The sequence below is a fragment of the Robertmurraya sp. FSL R5-0851 genome, from assembly GCF_038002965.1.
In the GTDB taxonomy this organism is placed as follows: domain Bacteria; phylum Bacillota; class Bacilli; order Bacillales; family Cytobacillaceae; genus Robertmurraya_A; species Robertmurraya_A beringensis.
This window is the reverse complement of sequence record NZ_JBBOOE010000001.1, coordinates 305,065-323,154: the sequence shown is the minus strand read 5'-3', so window position 1 is coordinate 323,154 and position 18,090 is coordinate 305,065. Positions and strand designations below refer to the sequence as shown.

Genomic DNA, 18,090 nt, shown 5'->3' with positions numbered 1-18,090 from the left:
TTTTATAGTTAACCTCAAATAAGTACTCCCAACTAACCAAACCAACCAATTCATTATTCCTCCTTTCTCTTGGAAGGAAGTACTTGAGGTATTACTATCAACTTACCATTTTCATCTCTTTTATCGTTCTTTTTAACGAAATCTTAACCCTATCTATACAAGCAGCTAACAATATTTACATCAGTAAATACTTCATTTCCAAATTTACACTACTATTATACTATTAATCACTCGTTCTATAATCAGAACAAATACCTATGTCCAACCTCCTGTCATGTAAGAAATTTACTAATAAAATGACCTTTGACACATATCTTTGCTCACACAAAAAAAAGCGACGCTTTAACACGTCGCATTAACTCACATCCTATCTAGAGGAAATCCTGAGATTGATCTTAATCTACTTATCTTTTTCAGCCTAAAATAATCCTAATGCTAGCCTCCATGTGAAAAATACAAGGGCAAAGGCTACGCCCCAGTAAATAGCCTTCTTGGAAATTGTTTTTTCGTTACCTGTTGAGGCTTTTAGCTCTACTGCTGATAACGCTCCACCTAAAAGTAGAAGGATGACAAAGCCTATTAACGTGTATTTCTCTTCTGAAACATCTATTCTCCAATTTTCTTGTACATTATAGGCATAGATAATAAATGCAGCTACAACGACAAGTTGATATAGATTTGTAATTTTTGAGAATTTTTTCTTATCCATAAGATATTACCTTCCTGAAAGGTTTCATCTACTTTAACCCTATTTAAAAAAGGCTCCATCCTTAAGAATAATATTCCTAAAGCATAGAGACCCTCATAATAAAGTTTATGTTATAGATGTATAAATTAAAATATCACCATTGCTACTCGCCATACGAGGGAAAACAAGGCTATTAAAGACCCACCATGATTTGCCCCCCTGGTTCCACTCTCTTCTGGAGCTGAGTATCGTTATGCTTTTATAGCTTGTAGAAACTCCACCAACTAGAAGGACATTGAAATAGGATGTCTTATTCTTTGATGTTTATGCTTATTTACCTCTTAGAAAATAACCATACCAACTCTCCAAACTAAAAAGAAGCAAGCTATTACCAGTCCTCCTAATATTGTCTTTGAGTCAATTCTACCTTCTTTATCTGTCTTAGTTGCAGCCATCATCACACCTAAAAGTACTAATCCAACTGCCAAAAGAATAATAAACCATAAAATATTATCCTTTTGCCCAACGGGGTTTATATAACCATTTTCCTGAACTTTGAACAAATATATAACTAAAGCAACAGAAACTAGAGTTATATAAGACCAAGCTATCTTCGAAAAGGTACTTTTTTTCATATAGTAATCTCCTATCCATAATTATTGAATGGGTGCAACAGTGTGATTCTTCGGGTTTTGTACTTCCGTTTGTTCTTGATTAGTTGGATTTAAACCATCCTGGTTTAAACTACTATTATTTTCTTTTGTCTGATTATTTCTAGATGGATCAGGTTTTTTGGGTTCTTCTATTGGTTGATTTGAATTACTCTTGATAGTATCCTCTACATAATTATATATCTCAGGAAGCTTTTTGGTTATTTCTTCCGTTGTCTTTATTACAATTTCGGCAGGTGCTTCAACTGTAAATACCTTTTCCCATAGCGGACCGAATACCTTAAGTGATATTACGGTAACTCCTGCACCAATTGCAAAAGTTTCTAGACTTAACCATCCTTCTTCACCTTTAAGTAGATCCCCAAGCATATTTTCCATTCCACCATAAATACCCAGACCTGTTACTACTTTCCAAGTTAAACTAGCACCATTCATTAGAGCCCCTAATAGTCCCCCAGAAATAGCACCAATACCAGCATCAATTAGAATACTAGTTAGAGAAATCGGTTCTTGGGAAGTATATAAACTAATAAGACTTCCCATTGTTGATGAAAATGCCCCTGCCACAAAGCCAATCCCTGCTTTTTTGGCAATCGGAGATTGTTTTAACCAATTCCATCCTCCAGCAATAACCTTCCCGCGAACCCAAGGAAAAGCAGTTGTTCGCACCCAGTTCATCCCAGCAGTAAATTTCGTACGAACAAAATTCACCCCAGCCGTAAACTTGGTTCGGATGAACGGAAAAGCAACGGTTCTCGCCCAGTTTACACCCGCTTGCCATTTGCCGGTGATCCACGGAACCGCTGTATTTCTAACCCAGCCTTGGACAGCTGGCCAGGCGGTTGCTCGTAGCCATCCCCAGGCAGAAGCAAAGGCACCAGAGGCCATACCCAAATATCCAAGAACTCCTCCAACTGTCGAGCTTCCTAATGCCCCCCAAAAGCTGTAGTCATCTCCCGCTATCCACTGATAAATAAAACCTCCAGCGATGGCTCCTACTGCGATGACCGCTACAACAGCAAGAGAAATCGCTCCAACGACACCAAGTGCCGCCAAACCAGCCAAAACAGCCACTATGACTACCGTTGCAATCACTGCAGCAATAAGGGTCTGTGCCCATTTATTACGATCTAGCCAATCTCCGGCCTCGTTCCATTTCTGATCAATCCAGTCTCCCGCTTCATTCCACTTTGTATCAAGCCAGTCTCCGGCTTCATTCCATTTTGTATCAAACCAATCAGAAACATCCGAAAAGACTTCCTCTGATGAATCTAGGAAATCATTCCACTCGTTGCTGATATCTTTCCCAATTTCACCCAATTGGTCTTTCCAGTCTGATCCAACATCTACTACCTTATCCCAGGCTTCTTCCCACCAAGGAACATCCTCTCCACCTCCACCGGCGGATTCATCTGATCCATCGCTAGGATCTGTTTCATTAATTCCTCCATTGTCGGTGATTACATCATCTACATCTGCGATGACCGACTGCAAAGGAATGAATAACAACATCCACAGGGTACAAAGAGTGAATAGTATTCTTAGGTTTTGTCTATCACGCACCTATCCAGTCCTCCTCATCTTAGTTTATAAGATTTAACTACAAGATATGTCGAATCCAGCAGGTTCGCCAATTCGTGCTGAAGACTCTGAGCTGATAGCTGGCACACCCTCATCTGATACAGTTGTGTATTTCCCCTTCCTGTCGGTTTCCACATACATCCGAAACTGATCAGGTATAAATTGAAAATCTATGACTCTGTCATTATCGTTTTTCTCAGCAAACTTTTCCGCTTCTTCTCTAGCCTCATCTAAGTTGTCCCGTACTGCTTTACAGGACATATCACTTACTTCCGCATCGCTAAAAAAGAACTTCATCGCTTCCTCTGCCTCTACACTCACACTATGGTTAAGGAGCCAACGCTCAATGGATCCCGGCATATTTTTGCCTTTCTGCCTCTCTACCATTTCAATAAAAGCCCTTAAGAGCTCATCTGTTGTAGGTGCTGGAGGAGGCGTTTCTCCTTCAGCAGGCGGTTCCCCTGGTGCATTCGCTGCTTCTAAAAAATCCTCCCAGCGTTCCCCAAGCTCATCGAGTTCCTCTTGCGTTTCTTCCTTCAATTCTTCCCTCATGGAGATGGTTGAAGATTTTGCTGCCGCGAGCGCCGCAGCATCTGCTCCCGTTTGCGTGACGCGCTTGTTCACAAAGATCGTGGAAAAATCAAAAAAGATGATGGCCAAAAAAAGAGCAGCGAGAACCATGCCAACCATAAACACGGTTGTTCCGCTGCCTTTTTCATTTTTCAAATGCGCATTTAGTCTAATCCTCATCTGGCTTTTCCTCCATAGGCATGACCGCATCAACGGTAAAAGTAAAGTCAATATCCGCTATTAGAGGAAGCTTAACAATAGGAGCCTTTACATCAAGGATGACCTCAGCTTCATCTGTACCAGGTCCTCCCCTAACATCAACAATTTTGATGCCAGCTGCTGACTTTCTAGCTACTGCCTGCCACTCGCCATCATGAATAGCAGCAGCCCTCGCTCCATCCCTAGCAGCCGATTCTGCTACTACTAACGAAAAAGAAATGAGCCCTATCTGCCATATAAGGAGGATCGATAGGAGCATAAGCGGAAACAACGCTAAAAATTCAATTGCTTGTGAGCCACGCTCATTTTTTACATATGCTTTTAGCAATTTCCTCATGGTTTACTCTCACTCTCTATGAACTCTTACATTCCACTAATCCATTCAGATAGTTTTGCAGTTATCGCTTTCCCGATTGAAGTATCTCCGTCAATTCCAGCGGCAATCACACCCATAATCGCTAAAACTACTAAACCTAATGCGACCCATTCAAGCGCTTGAGCTCCCACTTCATTATTAACATAACGATTATAAACACCTGTGACCTTTTTCCATGTTTTCTTCATCATTATTTTTTCCTCCCTAGTAATCTTTGTTTTTTTATTAATTAAAGGCTCTTTTCTCATAAATTGTTGTTTTAGAATTAATTTTACCCGTTGATTCCCGCACTTATCGGTTGGCGGTCTACGTTAAGCATGCGATCTGAAAAATAGATGGAGAAATTCCGCTTAATAGTAATTAGCATAGAAAAATAGCTTAAATAGACGGATAGATTCCGACTATTGACTCGAAAAACAGCGAAAATAGGAGACTTTGCATGTTTAACCGGAAAACCTCCGTTTATATACCCCCGAAACGAGCTCCATTCTGCACTTAACGGGAAAATCTCCGTTTATTTCGCTGGTTACAACCGCCTGTGGGTTCTCTCCTGCTCCATAGTTCCTTAGGAGTCAAGTGCCCTCGGCTCCAATAAACTCATACAAGATAGTAAATATTGAAAAAGCAACAAACTTTACGAAAACAGCCTAATTAAAAAAAGAATGAATCCAATCCAAATGCTTCTGGATTATAAATTATATTTAAGGCGAGCAATCCAACAATGAGTCCTAATACCGCTGGAGCGATAAAAAAGGTCGTGACCAATGTAATTTGCGGACTGGCCTTCGCTGCTTTTTCCTTTGCCAAGAAACCTCTTGTCGCACGTAAGTCTTCCGCCTGCAGTCGAAAGGTTCTCGATACGGGCACCCCAAGAGAGGTTCCTTGAATGAGTGCATTAACTAGAGAGTGTAATTCTCTAGAAGAATTCCTTTCTATCAAACCTTGGTAGGCACTTAGACGCGGAACCCCCAGTTCTACCTCTTTGTTAAAGCGGTCGATCTCCTCACTTAAAGGGCCTTTAAATTGTTTTGTCACTTGCTTGAGTGCACCATCCAGACTCACACCAGCGGATAACGTAACACTGACCGTATCAAGAAAGTCAGGCATCATCATGCTGATCAGCTCTTGGCGGTTTTTTGCCTTAATATACAGCCAAACACTTGGTCCTAAAAAACCACCAAAGATGGTTAGAAACATAATGGGAATTCCTAAAGGAAGCCCTAAAAAACCGTAAATGGTACCAAATCCTAACCCCATCATACCGAGCACGAAACGGAATCCGTAAAAGTCTTGAATTTGGAGTCCAAGTGGATATCCGGCCTGACCTAATAGCTTTTTGTGCTTTTCGATATCGGCAAAGTAAGGGTATTTAATTCCTACTGGTCCCGCTTGCTTTCCCCATCTTACAATCGGAGCAATCACTCGATCGATCAATCTACCCTTTTGCCTACTTTTCCCCTTTACATATCCATTGTTTTGTAAGAGGTTCTCTCGTTTCGCAATGAAAAGATACACATATATAAAGCTTATAAACAAGAAAAGCAGGATGATAATGAGCATCACCATTGAAAATAATCCGATAAATCTCATAGCTTACACCCTTATATTCGTAATTCTCTTAATAATAAAGAACGCAATACTAACAATTCCTGCGAAAATAGCAGACAAAATCATTCCAAATGGAGTAAAAAGAACATTCAAGAATCCCTTAATAAATAAATTCATCATCATGGCCATGAGAAACGGCATAAAAATCAGGATATAGGCAATCGAACGACTCTCCGCCGTTACGGTACGAATTTCTTTATGAACTCGACTGCGTTCCTCTAGCGTTTCCGCCATCGTTGATAACACTTCTGCTAAGTTTCCACCGACCCGTTGCTGAATCAGAATCGTACTAACGAAAATGGTAATATCGTTACTCGGAACTCTCTCTTTAAACCCATTCATCACATATTCGAGACTATCACCAAGCTTCAGCTGATAATCCATCTGTTGAAACTCATTCTTACTCGGTTCCTTCACATCACGTCCGACCATTTCCATCGCTTGTGGAATCGTCTGGCCCGCTTTGATACCGTTAGACATCATCCGGCAAATCTCAGGAAGTTGCTCATTAAAGGTATCCATTCGTTTCCCTTTTCGAGAATTTAAAAAGAATTTAGACCCTAAGGCAACAATGACGTACGCAAAGAGAAATCCAATAAATACATACAGGCCTAAAATGAATACATTGATAAACGTTAATAGTGCTAATAATAGGATATAAATTCCAGTGTATTCAGATGGCTTTAGCTTTAAGTCTGCCTGAACCAATTTCTTTTGTAGAGATTCCGATAGCTCAGAGGAGTCAAATTTATCTCCAATCAAGAGAACAAAGCTTTTTCTATCTGCTTTCTTTTCCTGTTCAAACCATGAATCGACTCGCTTAACGGTGTCACGAGCTTTTCTCCCATTGACAATGTAGAAAATCCCGGTGATAAACGTAAAAATACTGCCTGACAACAACATCCATGCCGTACTCATCTCAACAAACCTACAGCAAAGAGTGACTTAGGTACTTGAACCCCGTGTGAAACGAAACGATCATACATTTTAGGCACATAACCGGTTGGTTTAAATTCACCTTTAATCGTTCCATCGGCTAATGTGGCCTGTCGCTCAAAATGGAAAATATCACGCATGGAGATTTCGCCATCTTCTTCCACCAGCTCAGAAATATGAACAATCCTTCTCTTCCCATCAGAAAACCTAGAGGTTTGAACAATTAAGTCCAGAGCACCAACGAAATAGCCTCTAATCACCTCTACCGTTAGTGGCAAACCAGCCATGATGACCATGGATTCCAGTCGACCCAGTGCATCCTTTGGACTGTTCGCATGGATGGTAGTCAATGATCCTTCATGACCGGTATTCATCGCTTGTAGCATATCAATCGCTTCTGAACCACGAACCTCCCCGACAATAATTCGGTCTGGACGCATCCGCAGAGCATTTTTAACCAAGTGACGAATCGTTACTTCCCCTTTCCCTTCCATATTCGGTGGCCTAGCTTCCAAGCGAACCAAGTTATCGTACGTAAAGCGAAGCTCCGCCATATCCTCAATCGTGACAATTCTCTCTCCACTCGGGATGGAATCAGAAAGAACATTCAAAAGGGTGGTTTTCCCACTACCGGTTCCACCAGATACAAGGATATTGGCTTTCGCCTTCACAGCGGCTTTTAAAAAGAGTGCCATCTCTTCTGAGAAGCTTCCAAAATTCTGAAGATCATCAAGTGAAAAAGGATCTTGTTTAAACTTACGAATTGAGATCGAGGGGCCATCCACACTGATTGGCGGGATAACCGCATTCACACGGCTTCCATCATGAAGTCTAGCATCCACCATGGGCGAGCTTTCATCAATTCTTCGACCCAATGGAGCAATAATGCGGTCGATAATATGACGCACATGCTGGTTATCCTTAAATTTCACATTGGTCTTTTCGATCTTCCCTTGTCGTTCTATAAATACCTCGTCTGCACCGTTGACCATGATTTCGGTAATACTGTCATCTCGAAGCAAGCTTTCAAGGGGGCCATAACCGACAGATTCATTGATGATTTGTTTGATGATCTGCTCCGTTTGATCCGCCGTAATAATCACTTTTTCCTCATTAATCATCTGCGTAACAAGGCGTTCAATGGTCTTCTTTCTCTCAACCGGCTGAAGTGTCGTAATGCTTTCTAAATTCGCTTCTTTAATCAGTCGATTTTTATAGTGTCTGACCCACCGATCGACCTGTGATTGGCCAATATTCCAATCAGCTGGTGTTTGTTGTTTCATAGGTGTTCGAACCGCTGCTTTTTCAATCCACGACATGCTTCATCACCCCTTTGTTCGCTTAACGAACTCATCCACGTATTTCTTCATGTCCTTTGTTACCTTGTTCGTTCCTTTATCCTTCTTCTTCTTAAAAAATGACTCACCCATATTCACGTCCGCCTGGATAGAAAAGAAGTCGGAACGCACGAGTCCATTCACATCACGATCAATAATCTTTTTAATATGTGATTCGTTAAGCTCTGATTTGGAGTGAACACGGTTGACAATCACAGAGAGCTCTTCTTTTCTTCCAATTTGAAACCGATTGAATAGCTCGCTTGCATTTCTGAATGCTCTCATCCCTAAACTGTCTGGCGTTAACACATAGTGAATATGGTTTGCTTCATTTAATCCTGTGAATGTCAGGTTATTAATAACAGATGGCAAGTCAAGAATCACAACATCATAGTTATATCTCGCTACACGGATTAATCTTGTGATTAATTCATCCGGAATGGCCTCCGCTTTCGTTGGATCCACTGGTCCCGAAATGAACGTTACTTGTGTTTCTTCATGTACGGTAGAAATGTTCAGAAGATGCCTCATATCCATCTCATCCATAACCGGAATTAAATCATAGTAGGAACGAAATGGCTGCGCGCCAAATAAGACATCCATATTTCCAAATTGCGCATTCAAATCAATCACTAAAACCTTTAAATCTTGGTGAATGCTAAATGATTGGGCAGCCATCGTCGCTAATAAGGTCTTCCCACTTCCACCCTTTGCACTGTAAAACGCATGAACTTGACCTGCTCCATAGCCTGCTTCCGTTTCTTTTTGAAACGTTAACTGCTGGTTTGTCACTTTCATCAAATCTAGCAATCTCTGTTTTTCTTCAGGAAAAAGAATGACGTCCTTTGCTCCACCAACTAGCCAGTTCCTTGCCTGTTCGAAATCGTCTTCACTAGAAAGACCAATAAGAACGGTTGTTGAAGAAATTTGTAGTTGTTGTGGATAAACTCCACCATCTAAATCAACAAGAACATAATGGTAATGTTGATTATCCTGAAAGCTCCTCTTCCACTCAGGAACAGCTGTAATTTCCATATTCATTTCTTCCATGAGTTGGTTGACTATTTCTATCCACGCATGGTTTCTCGAAATCATTAATCCTTTAAATGTACTCACCGTTTATGCACCTTCCCCAACGCAATGGTCCCTATCATATTGATTCCCTGGTCACCCTGCTGAAGCTTGATTCACTCGTAACACACGAAGCTGCACAGCGGAGTTTTGAAAATGAATGACCCGCTCAGCTTCCTCAATGGATAGAGCAATCTTTACTCTCGGGGCTCCTTCCTTAACCTCTTCTACCTGAACGACACGAATATTATTTAAAAAGCGTTCCGTAACTAAATTGTCATTTTCATCATTTCTAGCCACAACTAAATCAACTAAATCCCCTTCAGCAACCTCTTGATCAATAAGGACGGCTTCTGTCGCATTTAGCCATACCACACGCTCATTTTCAGGAATATCGAGTTTTTTTCTTACTAAGGAGCTTGTCAGCAAGGCTCCTTCCTCTATTTCCACTACCGAAATCGCTTCTTTTAATTCCTTTTCATCGGTAATAAACGATTCATAGGCACTCGTTTCTGGGAGCTCTACCCAAGTAATATCCGATTCCTTAATTTCTCTGTACGATCCGATATTTTTAGCTGCAGCTGCAACGGCTACGGTTTTACCTAGTTTTTTCTGCGCTTCTGTAATTTGCATCAAGATGACGCCTGCAGTGGCAACCGCTAATAAAAAAGATAATGTTAAAAAAATAATGGCCTTTCTCTTGGCATCAATCATTCTGGTCACTCCGTTACATTGGATGTCATCATATCTTAAGGCTCTTTTCAAAACTTATTGCTTTTTGAAACATCAATTTAATAATTGTGCTGATTTTCCATAGAAAATAGCATTAATTTAATAAGAAAAGAGCCTGCAAACTAAATTTTTTAGTGTAAAATAACTATTTCCACGTTAAAATCGGTTTTTAGATTTTAACAACAATCTTTACGAAAACAGCCTTTCTTAAATAAAAATATCAATGGTTTCTGACTGTACGGGAAGGCTAATATCACTTAACGTGATGGTATGAACATGGCTTTCCTTTACAGATACTGGCTTACTAGAAGCCATATAGATCGTTTCAGCAGGAAAATATTCGATTACCTTTGTTATTAATTCCTGCTTGCTTCCCTTAATGGCTTTCTTCGTTCCTTCACTTCCAAGCAAATAGTACATTTTAGTCGATGGGTTTTTTAATTGAAGATAGCGAGATGGGCTGTGTGAATGGAGATCTGACGTAATTCGAAAGTGTTGTCTCACTCCTCGTAAGGACATCATCACGTCTTCATAGGTACTCTCTTGAAGCTTTGTTAATAGAAAAAAGACATATCCCCGATTTTTGGTCCCATCAACAAGAAATAGCTTCTGATTGGGATAAATCCAATTTCGAATTCTCTTTATATCTCCTTGATTGGTCACATAAGGATCGTATATGTAGAGCAACTCATCAGATCCATTCATATAGCTACGTAGCTGGTCAATTCCTTCATCCATATTTACGCTAATGGCATTGAATTTTTGGGGAATAAAGGCTCTCTTTTTCGTCAAGTTTTCCTCCAAAGAGCGCCCCCCTTTCCCCGTAATCTTTTTAATCAAAACCTCAGGAAATAATTCGGTTGTAAAACCTAATGTCTCATCAAGTAAAATCTTCATCTTGATCCTCTCAACCTTCTTTTTCTAAATTTCTAGTTTTCTAGTCTTCAGGAGTTTGATCACTTCAGACTAGAAATCACTTCCTGATGTTTCGTGTTATTCTTTTCTCTTGCTTCCTCTTCTAGCTGGTTAATGTACTCTCTAATCGCTGTATGTCTATCATCAAGTATGCTTCGTAATTCTTCCGCTGCTTCAGGGGTAATTTTCTCTTGGTCCTCTAGTCGAGACACCGCCTCAAACAAGATATCTTTTTCCGAATCAGAAACGTCCATAAAGCTAGAGCCAAGATCTTCTATCCCTTGACCAATTTCTACTTTTTTCATATTTACCTTGTAGCCAACCTTTGCTTTTTCAAAGTTCCGTTCATAGCTGGCCCTTGCATCTTGTAGCAATGCTTCAATCGTATCGTTCAATTCCACATTCGAGTTAACGGTATAATACGTTCCATTTCCAGCTAATGCCGTTTCTTTTAACTGCTTCTGGCCCGCATCATCCACATCAAAACCGATAATATTCACTTTGACCTTTAAATCCGAGTTTGCTAGTTTTCTAGCCTCTTCGATTGGGTTTCCATCACACGTCTCAATCCCATCACTTACAACAAAAAGGATGTTTTCAGACTTATCATCCGCTGATTTCTTTAAATCCTCATATGCAGCTGTAATGGATGCTGCAAGTGGTGTCCACCCACTTGGCTTAAACTTTGTTAGTGCCTGTTCAAAGCTAGCCTGATCATATGTATTGGCATCGTACATCATTTCTGTGCTCGAACATGATATTGCCTTGTCATTGTCACTCCCTGTACCCTGGTGTCCGTATACTCTAAGAGAAACTTTACTTGAAGCAGGTAGTCCAGAAGCATAGGTAGCAATAGCATGTTTGGCTAAGTCCATCTTCACTCCACCGGAAACTTGAGCATTCATACTTCCACTTGAGTCTAGATGAATAGCTACGTTTTTAAAGGATGGTTGTTCCTTTGATAAATCGTATGCACCATAGTCAGGAGTAAAATTTTTCAAGGAATCAAAAACGAGAGAATAATCTGCACCTATATAATGAATCAATCCATTATAAATTTCTTCTGCCTCTAAATCCTCCACCACTAAATCCTCTATGGCAGAACCCATTGGAAGTTCAGAATCAACATTAGAACCTGCTAAAGATGCATATAAGTCCTCTGAGTGGAGACCAGCTGGTTGCTGAACCATCTCTTCAGCTACAGTAGGTTGTTCCGGATACGTCACCGCTTCAACGACTTCCTTCTCTTCTTCTTTATTACTATCCTCACTAGCCGTTGTCGTTTCCTTATTCGGCTCTTCTTCCTGCTTTGTTTGCTCCTCGTTTGAACAAGCAACGGTACAACATGTAACGACTAATAATAGGAGGAAATGCTTAAACACTTTCAAAGACAAACCGCTCCTTCATAATTTCCTATATTTTGAAGTAATTTTTTTCCTATATTATTTAGTAACACGTAGTGAAAACCCCGTCAAATGACCCATAGCGCTTTGTCGATTTTTGTCTGGTACTATCAAACTATCAAAATCTCAACTTCAAGACTTTTAACAGATACAAAGAACTAGAATCTTTATGAATCAGATGGGGTTTTCCTCCTTTTCTTATTAAAAAAAGACCCGTCCATTAGGAATAAATCTTCATTTTACAAAAAAAGTTAAAAATTACCCTGTCCCAGCGCGAGAAATTTGTCGAATGAAATCACACATAGTATAAAACCACTAAGAATATCCGAAGTACTTTTAAGACTTTTATCACCTGCAATCTTAGAGTTATAATAAAGAGGAAAGAAACAAATGAAACCTATTGGAGTGTATTGATTTTGGAAGTTAAGAAAGCGTTGCCTATATTATTTGCAGTTATGTTTCTAGTCATGGTAGGGTTTGGGATTATTATCCCTGTCATGCCGTTCTACGCGGAAGAATTGGGAGCTTCCCCTACTCAGCTTGGCTTATTAATGGCGGTATACTCGCTTATGCAGTTATTCTTTGCACCTTTTTGGGGGAGAATTTCTGATAAAATCGGTCGGAAACCAGTCATTATGATTGGAATCTTTGGACTGGCGGTCAGCTTCTTTTTAATGGGCATGTCCTCCTCTTTATGGATGTTATTTGTAGCGAGAATCATTGGGGGAGTTTTATCAGCAGCTAACATGCCAACCGTGATGGCTTATGTGGCAGATATCACTTCACATGAGAACCGGGGTAAAGGGATGGGAATCATCGGAGCTTCCGTAGGACTCGGATTTATTTTCGGACCAGCCATTGGTGGGATTTTTTCAAAAGAAAGCTTACACACGCCCTTCTTTATTGCAGGTACATCATCTGTCCTAACCTTCTTGCTTGTTTTGTTTGTTTTAAAAGAGTCACTATCAAGTGAGCAGCGTAAAGAAAACCTACATAAAAAGAAAGAGTCCATCTTTTCAGCCTTAAAAGGACCAACATCCATTTTGTATATCCTACAATGGTTTGTCACCTTATCCTTAGCAGGCTTGGAAGCCACATTCGCCTACTTTGCTTTTGAAAAAGCCGGGCTCGAGTCAGCTCATCTTGGTTACGTATTTATGATTATGGGGCTTGCGGGTGCCATCGTTCAGGGTGGACTAGTAGGAAGGCTAACAAAAAAATGGGGAGAAGGAGCGGTTATCCAACTCGGAATTTTGATCTCTGCCATCGGTTTTTCTTTAATTTTACTCATTGATAACTTTGTAACCGCAGCAATTTACTTAACTGTTTTTGGGATTGGGAATGGATTTATTAGGCCAAGTGTCTCATCATTGCTAACGAAGACATCAAGTGCTGGACACGGAAGTACGACCGGATTGCTCTCATCCTTTGATTCGCTAGGCCGTATCATTGGTCCACCACTTGGAGGATGGCTATTCTCGGTTGCTATTCCACTTCCATATGTGTCTGGTGCCATTCTTTCACTTTTAGCCCTAATTCTATACCAGGTATATAAACGAAAATCACCTCAATCAGATACGAGAGCTCCCCTTTCTTAAGTATATAAAAAAGTAAAACTCGCCATAGCATTTTGGCGAGTTTCTTTATGTTTAGCGTAGTGTGAAATAAGATTGTCGTTAATCAAGAAACCAGCAAAAGTAGAATAAGCGGAGATTTTTCCGTTATATCCAGAATCGAGCTCGTTTCGGGGTAAATAAGAGGAGGTTTTCCGCTTATGCAAAGGAAAATACCCCATTTTTGGGATTTCCGAGCCAATAGACGGAATTTCTCCGTCTAATTAGGCCATTTTTAATAGTAATTTTTAATTAAGCGGAATTCCTCCTTCTATTTATTAGCTCAGGTGCTCTACCTGATCCCCCAACCCAAAAGTGCTCCCCCTCTAGACCCAAGTTTCTAAACCTTAAACCGCTCACTTTCCTCTTTAAGCTCTACAGAAGCTGAGTTCAGTTCCTTCACCCACTGGTTGATCTCTTCCGTCGACCCAGTCATCTGTTGAGAGGACGCCGATACTTCTTCAATACCGGCTGCATTTTCTTCTGCAATGGCGGCAATTTCTTCAATCGACTTATTCATGCTGTCCTGTTGCGTAACAACTCGATTCAGCTGCTGACTTAAGTCCGTAATTTTCCTATTCATTCCATCGATTAACTGCGAAATTTCCTTAAAGGTATGGCCCGTATCTTTTACATTCTCTTGACCCGTTGTTACCACTTGTAATCCTTCTTCAAGGGTATCAACCACTTTTCTTGAGTTATTGTCTACTTTTCCAACAATCTCTTGAATTTCATCAACTGACTTTGATACTTCCTCCGCTAGTTTTCGAACCTCTGAAGCCACAACCGCAAAGCCCTTTCCTTGCTCTCCTGCTCTTGCCGCTTCAATCGCTGCATTAAGTGCTAGCAAATTGGTTTGGTCTGCAATCGAACGTATCAGAGTGACTAACGAAGATACTTGTCTAGTTTGTTCAGCTAAGTCCTTTACCTCCGTGACGGAACGTGTGACTACCTTGTGGATATCATTCATACCAGTGACCGACTGCTGCATTAATTGGTAACCTGATTCCGTGTATTGAGTCACTTCATCATTCAATTGTGCCAATTCTTTCCCTTTGGAATCTGCTTCTTCAATTACCCCTGAGAATTGCCTCATATTCTCAGCCAGTTCTGTTGATAAGGTTGCTTGAGTCTCCGCTCCAGTAGCCATTTCCTCCATCGTTAAAGCAATTTGGCTCGAACCTTCCAATAATTCAGTAGATGCAGCATGTAACGCTTCGCTTTTTCCATTGATCGTTAAAGAGGTTCCTTGCATATTATGAGCCATCTTTTCAAGTATTGTACTCATTTCTGTCATGGAATGATGTAATCTACTAATTTCATCCTTTGATCGAAGGGTAAGAGTGTCTAAGGTTTCTTTTGCCTGTAAAAGATTCCCTTGCGTTATTTCTTTGGATACATCCGTTAAAATCGTTAAGGGACGAAGTTTTTTTCCAAGGTAAACATAAACTCCCCCAAGAGAGGTTAACAGGATCACAAGAGATACACCCAGTTGAATAGGAATTGACCCTTTAATGACGGAGTCGCTGATGGCATGGACTTGGGTCGCTTCCATATCGACGCCTACAATCCCTAGCACCTTACCAGTCTTGTCCTTTATAGGAGCGAAAGCCGACATATATTCCCCAAACTCGGGATCCTTAACAATATCTGTGCTACTAACCCCACCAAGTGTAGCCCCTTTTATATCTTCATATGTTGTGGCTGTCGTTGGTTCACCAATCGGAACCGCTTCACCCTCTGGTAGACCATCAATCATGATTTGTAGCGAGTGATCCTCTTCTACCCTAAGGGTGTAAACATACATGGCACCCATTTTTATTCGGTAATCATTTAACTCTTCTTGAAGAAGGCTATACGTTTCATTTTCTACTGGATTTGATAAAAAATTTGCATAATCTTCCGCGTCAATCACCTTTGCGACCCTTTCCGCATGGATGATTCCATTCGTCTTGAGGGTTTTATCAATGGACTGTTGAGAATTAAAGTAAATGATGGCAGCGTTTATGATAAAAATGCCAATGATCAAAGTAAAAAGCATGAACGTAAATGTATTCTTTAAAGACTTGTCCTTCCTTTTCATAAAAATCCCCCTTATAAAGTCCTGGTAATATATTCATTATATCTAAATTTAATAGAAATAATAGATAGATTACTAACATATACCTAGTACTAATTATTCATTATAAATGAGAAAGATTTTCATTCGTGATGCACATCACATTTGTTTCAAGACAGATATGATACATTAACCACATAAGGCACTAACTTACTGGGGTGATGAACATGTCAAAAACCATTCATTTAAATCAAACCCTTTATGAAATATGCACTCAATATCCGGAAGTAGTATCCATCATGCAGAGTCTAGGTTTTGAAAACATATCCAAACCTACTATGCTTCAAACCGTCGGTCGTGTCATGACCATACCTAAAGGCTGCCGAGTGAAAGACATTCCTTTAGACACCGTAATCGCAACATTTCAAAGTCATGGTTTTGAGATAAAAGAGTAATGGAGGGCTACCAATGAGTGAGTTAATTAATAATCGTGAACAACAGACATTAAATAAAACACAACGACAAGAACTATTAAAAGCAATTATCAAAGATTTACACATGGGACGAAGTGTGGAGGAAGTTAGAGATGAGTTCGAGAAAGCGGTCGGAACGATATCGATCGAGGAGATCTCACAGCTTGAGCAAGCTCTTATGGAAGAGGAAGGCATACCAGTGGAAGAAGTTCAACGCCTATGTTCGGTTCATACAGCCATTTTTAAAGGATCGATTGAAGAAATCCACCGCAGCCAAAAACCAGAAGATCAACCTGGACACCCTGTTCATACCTTTAAGCTAGAAAATAAAGAAATTGATATGCTTGTAAACTTCAAAATCCAACTACATTTTGACCGTTTCAAAGTAGAGGATAGTAGTGATAACGTATTTAAGTTAATAGAAGACTTAAATTTGTTAATCGACCTTGATAAGCATTACAGTCGTAAGGAGAATTTGTTATTTCCTTTCTTAGAGAAATACGGTATTTTTGGTCCTACCAAAGTAATGTGGGGAGTGGATGATCGAATTCGAGAATCGATAAAAACGGCTAAACAAGTCTTAACCAACTATACCAATCATGATCATCAAACAGCCGTAAATAGCATTGAATTCGTGATCCGCGAGGTTTCTGAGATGATCTTTAAAGAAGAAAATATCCTATTCCCTATGGCACTTCAGCATCTAACCGAGGATGAATGGGTTAAGATCGCACACGAAAGTGATGAGATTGGCTATTGTTTAACAAGTCCTACTGTCGAGTGGAAACCAGAAAGAAAGGCACTTGCAAGTTCAGCTATGTCAGAAGGCTTCATTCGAATGGAAACAGGTTTTTTATCGATCGAGCAACTCGAACTCATGTTAAATCATTTACCTGTCGATATCACCTTTATCGATCAGGACGATGTGGTACGATACTTCTCTCATGGGAAAGAGCGTATTTTCGTAAGAACGAAAGCAGTCATTGGAAGAACCGTTCAAAATTGCCATCCTCCGAAAAGTGTTCATATGGTGGAAGAAATTTTACAGGACTTTAAATCAGGGAAAAAAGATAGCGAAGACTTTTGGATTAAAATCAAAGATAAATATGTTTATATCCGATACTTTGCTGTCAGGGATGAGAAGGGAACGTATATGGGGACACTGGAGTTCACCCAAAATATCGCCCCGATTAAAGAAATTGACGGGGAAAAACGCATATTAGGCTAAATACTTTTTCTGAAAAAAGGAGATAGATGTCTGGAGATATACCACTATTTGTGTTATAGCTTATAGTATATCTCTCGGTAAAGTAAGGTGATTACCATTAAAAATATAAAAAGCATTCTATTTTTCCTTATTGGATTTATCTCCTTAGGAATTGGGATTTCAGGGATTATCCTCCCGGTACTGCCAGGCCTTCCATTTTTGTTATTTGCCTCTTATTGCTTTGCTAAAAGTTCTAAAAGGATTGAAAATTGGTTCAAGAATACCGTTCTTTATGAAAAATATGTGGTCCGGTTTCTCCAGAAAAAAGGACTCACACGGAAAGAGAAAATACGGATCAACTTGATTGCTGATACCTTCATCCTATTTTCCATCCTTTATGTGGACATCCTTTTCGTTCAAATCATATTAGTGGGAACAGCCCTCTACAAGCATTACTATTTTATCAAGAAAATCAAAACGATTGACAAGCATGAAACCACTTCCTAGAGGAAGTGGTTTTTCTATGATATAACTTGGATTAAACAGCCTTCCACATCACAAATTATGTTAAAATAAGTGAATGTCCAAAAGAGGATGAATACTTATATATCACGTTGAAATGCAATTAGCG

General features: G+C 39.9%; 18 protein-coding genes. 4 read left to right on the top strand and 14 right to left on the bottom strand.

All coding sequences use genetic code 11. The features are described from left to right. Positions 1–418: 418 nt before the first annotated feature. The 13 genes from MKX65_RS01785 to MKX65_RS01725 form a co-directional block, all read right to left on the bottom strand. Positions 419–709: a hypothetical protein gene (locus MKX65_RS01785; protein WP_340901992.1), complete on the bottom strand. Its 291-nt coding sequence runs from the start codon at positions 707–709 to the stop codon at positions 419–421. A 320-nt stretch (positions 710–1,029) separates the two neighbouring features. Continuing rightward, positions 1,030–1,323, bottom strand: a complete 294-nt coding sequence (locus MKX65_RS01780) for a hypothetical protein (RefSeq protein ID WP_340901991.1) — start codon at positions 1,321–1,323, stop codon at positions 1,030–1,032. A gap of 21 nt (positions 1,324–1,344) precedes the next feature. After that, the gene (locus tag MKX65_RS01775) at positions 1,345–2,922 is read right to left on the bottom strand and encodes a hypothetical protein (RefSeq protein WP_340901990.1); all 1,578 of its coding nucleotides are present in this window, start codon (positions 2,920–2,922) and stop codon (positions 1,345–1,347) included. Between the two features lie 33 nt (positions 2,923–2,955). Beyond that, complete coding sequence (locus tag MKX65_RS01770) at positions 2,956–3,690, bottom strand: pilus assembly protein TadG-related protein (protein WP_340901988.1); 735 nt, start codon at positions 3,688–3,690, stop codon at positions 2,956–2,958. Further along, the gene (locus MKX65_RS01765; RefSeq protein WP_340901987.1) at positions 3,680–4,066 is read right to left on the bottom strand and encodes a TadE/TadG family type IV pilus assembly protein; all 387 of its coding nucleotides are present in this window, start codon (positions 4,064–4,066) and stop codon (positions 3,680–3,682) included. The genes MKX65_RS01770 and MKX65_RS01765 overlap by 11 nt, the downstream gene beginning before the upstream one ends. A gap of 26 nt (positions 4,067–4,092) precedes the next feature. Beyond that, positions 4,093–4,296 (bottom strand): hypothetical protein, encoded by a 204-nt coding sequence (locus MKX65_RS01760; protein ID WP_119706414.1) that lies wholly within the window; start codon positions 4,294–4,296, stop codon positions 4,093–4,095. Between the two features lie 460 nt (positions 4,297–4,756). Then, the gene (locus MKX65_RS01755; RefSeq protein WP_160548006.1) at positions 4,757–5,695 is read right to left on the bottom strand and encodes a type II secretion system F family protein; all 939 of its coding nucleotides are present in this window, start codon (positions 5,693–5,695) and stop codon (positions 4,757–4,759) included. Between the two features lie 3 nt (positions 5,696–5,698). Continuing rightward, on the bottom strand, positions 5,699–6,631 hold the full coding sequence (locus tag MKX65_RS01750) for a type II secretion system F family protein (RefSeq protein WP_160548007.1): 933 nt from the start codon (positions 6,629–6,631) through the stop codon (positions 5,699–5,701). Next, entirely contained in the window at positions 6,628–7,968 is a 1,341-nt protein-coding gene (locus MKX65_RS01745) for a CpaF family protein (RefSeq protein WP_340901981.1), read from the bottom strand. Before MKX65_RS01745 ends, MKX65_RS01750 begins: the two co-directional genes overlap by 4 nt. A gap of 6 nt (positions 7,969–7,974) precedes the next feature. Beyond that, positions 7,975–9,102 carry an AAA family ATPase gene (locus tag MKX65_RS01740; protein WP_340901979.1) on the bottom strand — a complete coding sequence of 376 codons (1,128 nt, stop codon included), beginning with the start codon at positions 9,100–9,102 and terminating at the stop codon, positions 7,975–7,977. 51 nt (positions 9,103–9,153) lie between these two features. After that, the gene (locus MKX65_RS01735) at positions 9,154–9,771 is read right to left on the bottom strand and encodes a hypothetical protein (protein ID WP_340901977.1); all 618 of its coding nucleotides are present in this window, start codon (positions 9,769–9,771) and stop codon (positions 9,154–9,156) included. Positions 9,772–9,996: 225 nt separating this feature from the next. After that, positions 9,997–10,686 carry a hypothetical protein gene (locus tag MKX65_RS01730; protein WP_340901976.1) on the bottom strand — a complete coding sequence of 230 codons (690 nt, stop codon included), beginning with the start codon at positions 10,684–10,686 and terminating at the stop codon, positions 9,997–9,999. Positions 10,687–10,745: 59 nt separating this feature from the next. After that, positions 10,746–12,086, bottom strand: coding sequence for a VWA domain-containing protein (locus MKX65_RS01725; protein ID WP_340906133.1), 1,341 nt, complete (start codon positions 12,084–12,086; stop codon positions 10,746–10,748). 437 nt (positions 12,087–12,523) lie between these two features. Here MKX65_RS01725 and MKX65_RS01720 point away from each other — a divergent pair, with 437 nt between their 5' ends. Further along, positions 12,524–13,705, top strand: a complete 1,182-nt coding sequence (locus MKX65_RS01720; RefSeq protein WP_340901974.1) for an MFS transporter — start codon at positions 12,524–12,526, stop codon at positions 13,703–13,705. Positions 13,706–14,060: 355 nt separating this feature from the next. On the opposite strand, the gene MKX65_RS01715 is transcribed toward MKX65_RS01720, so the two are convergent. Continuing rightward, positions 14,061–15,803: a methyl-accepting chemotaxis protein gene (locus MKX65_RS01715; RefSeq protein ID WP_340901973.1), complete on the bottom strand. Its 1,743-nt coding sequence runs from the start codon at positions 15,801–15,803 to the stop codon at positions 14,061–14,063. Positions 15,804–16,006: 203 nt separating this feature from the next. Here MKX65_RS01715 and MKX65_RS01710 point away from each other — a divergent pair, with 203 nt between their 5' ends. The 3 genes from MKX65_RS01710 to MKX65_RS01700 all read left to right on the top strand — a co-directional run bounded on the left by MKX65_RS01710 (position 16,007) and on the right by MKX65_RS01700 (position 17,966). Then, complete coding sequence (locus MKX65_RS01710; protein ID WP_340901968.1) at positions 16,007–16,234, top strand: DUF1858 domain-containing protein; 228 nt, start codon at positions 16,007–16,009, stop codon at positions 16,232–16,234. 13 nt (positions 16,235–16,247) lie between these two features. Then, complete coding sequence (locus tag MKX65_RS01705; protein WP_340901966.1) at positions 16,248–17,480, top strand: DUF438 domain-containing protein; 1,233 nt, start codon at positions 16,248–16,250, stop codon at positions 17,478–17,480. An 87-nt stretch (positions 17,481–17,567) separates the two neighbouring features. Next, positions 17,568–17,966, top strand: coding sequence for a YbaN family protein (locus MKX65_RS01700; protein ID WP_340901964.1), 399 nt, complete (start codon positions 17,568–17,570; stop codon positions 17,964–17,966). Positions 17,967–18,090 lie beyond the last annotated feature (124 nt).

What these genes read in the sequence shown, in the direction of transcription:
- MKX65_RS01785 (WP_340901992.1), bottom strand. Translation starts at nt 709, where the DNA reads ATGGATAAGAAAAAATTCTCAAAAATTACAAATCTATATCAACTTGTC.
- MKX65_RS01780 (WP_340901991.1), bottom strand. Translation starts at nt 1,323, where the DNA reads ATGAAAAAAAGTACCTTTTCGAAGATAGCTTGGTCTTATATAACTCTA.
- MKX65_RS01770 (WP_340901988.1), bottom strand. Translation starts at nt 3,690, where the DNA reads ATGAGGATTAGACTAAATGCGCATTTGAAAAATGAAAAAGGCAGCGGA.
- MKX65_RS01765 (WP_340901987.1), bottom strand. Translation starts at nt 4,066, where the DNA reads ATGAGGAAATTGCTAAAAGCATATGTAAAAAATGAGCGTGGCTCACAA.
- MKX65_RS01760 (WP_119706414.1), bottom strand. Translation starts at nt 4,296, where the DNA reads ATGATGAAGAAAACATGGAAAAAGGTCACAGGTGTTTATAATCGTTAT.
- MKX65_RS01755 (WP_160548006.1), bottom strand. Translation starts at nt 5,695, where the DNA reads ATGAGATTTATCGGATTATTTTCAATGGTGATGCTCATTATCATCCTG.
- MKX65_RS01750 (WP_160548007.1), bottom strand. Translation starts at nt 6,631, where the DNA reads ATGAGTACGGCATGGATGTTGTTGTCAGGCAGTATTTTTACGTTTATC.
- MKX65_RS01745 (WP_340901981.1), bottom strand. Translation starts at nt 7,968, where the DNA reads ATGTCGTGGATTGAAAAAGCAGCGGTTCGAACACCTATGAAACAACAA.
- MKX65_RS01735 (WP_340901977.1), bottom strand. Translation starts at nt 9,771, where the DNA reads ATGATTGATGCCAAGAGAAAGGCCATTATTTTTTTAACATTATCTTTT.
- MKX65_RS01730 (WP_340901976.1), bottom strand. Translation starts at nt 10,686, where the DNA reads ATGAAGATTTTACTTGATGAGACATTAGGTTTTACAACCGAATTATTT.
- MKX65_RS01715 (WP_340901973.1), bottom strand. Translation starts at nt 15,803, where the DNA reads ATGAAAAGGAAGGACAAGTCTTTAAAGAATACATTTACGTTCATGCTT.
- MKX65_RS01710 (WP_340901968.1), top strand. Translation starts at nt 16,007, where the DNA reads ATGTCAAAAACCATTCATTTAAATCAAACCCTTTATGAAATATGCACT.
- MKX65_RS01705 (WP_340901966.1), top strand. Translation starts at nt 16,248, where the DNA reads ATGAGTGAGTTAATTAATAATCGTGAACAACAGACATTAAATAAAACA.